At 57.6% G+C, this 918-nt stretch carries 1 protein-coding gene and 1 pseudogene; one reads left to right on the top strand and one right to left on the bottom strand.

Annotated features, from left to right (window positions below; translation table 11 throughout):
* Positions 1-336, top strand: a pseudogene (locus A3754_RS07985) (3-deoxy-7-phosphoheptulonate synthase); the annotation flags it as partial.
* 276 nt (positions 337-612) lie between these two features.
* Here the strand turns inward: A3754_RS07985 and A3754_RS27535 are convergent.
* The coding region (locus A3754_RS27535) for a hypothetical protein (RefSeq protein WP_197468565.1) at positions 613-918 on the bottom strand (306 nt) is incomplete at its 5' end.

Here is a 918-nt window from a genome sequence, read left to right as displayed (position 1 = left end):
TCCGTGGCGTTGGCTGAACAGGCACTGGAGAAAGCCGGTGTCTCCACCAACATCATGGTGGATTGCTCCCACGCCAACTCCAACAAGGACCCGGGCCTGCAGCCGCTGGTGATGGAAAACATCGCCAACCAGATCCTGGAAGGCAACGAGTCCATCCTCGGCCTGATGGTGGAATCGCACCTGAAATTCGGCAACCAGAAGATCCCGCCGAATCTGGACGACCTGGAATACGGCGTGTCCATCACCGACGGCTGTATCGCCTGGGACACCACCGAAGAAGCCATTCGCAGCATGGCCGACAAACTGCGCGAGGCGCTGCCAAAACGTAATGGCTAAGGCTGCCCCCGCATTGAAAAAGCCCGGCCTTCGCGCCGTAATGCCGTTCACTTAAGCATTGCAGGCAGAGCGGGCCTTTCCGAAAATCCGGTTTCCACTCGCGGGAAGCCGGATTTTTTGTGTCTTTACAGCAGTCTCTTTTCGATATTGATGCCCTTCAGTCCTTACCTCGCTACGCTCGGTTCGCGCCTCGAGAGGCACTCCTACAAGGGAGGATCCATAAAAAAAAGCCCGGCGCGAAGGCCGGGCTTTTTCTGTTGCGTTACTGAGTCAGACTTAGAACAAGCCACCCAGCAGATTTTCGAACAGGTCCGTCAGGGCGTTGCCGGATTCCAGAGAGATGCCCTCGCCGGTTTCCTGATTCGCCAGACAAGCCAGACCCAGAGTCAGCGACAGGTTGCCCTCGTCATTAAAGGCACTCAGTAGCGGACAGCCCGGCAGCAGGCCGATCTGCTCGGAGTTTAGCTCCACGTTGTCCAGGGACTCGATGAAGCATTCGGTCGGATCCACGGTACCGGTTTCAGAGGTTTCCGGGCACACCTGATCGGTGAGTGGATTCGGCTCGGTCAGCGGACCCAACAG

The sequence above is a fragment of the Alcanivorax sp. HI0083 genome (assembly GCF_001635175.1).
The sequence above is the reverse complement of the archived record's forward strand: the minus strand, read 5'-3'. Positions and strand labels throughout refer to the sequence as shown.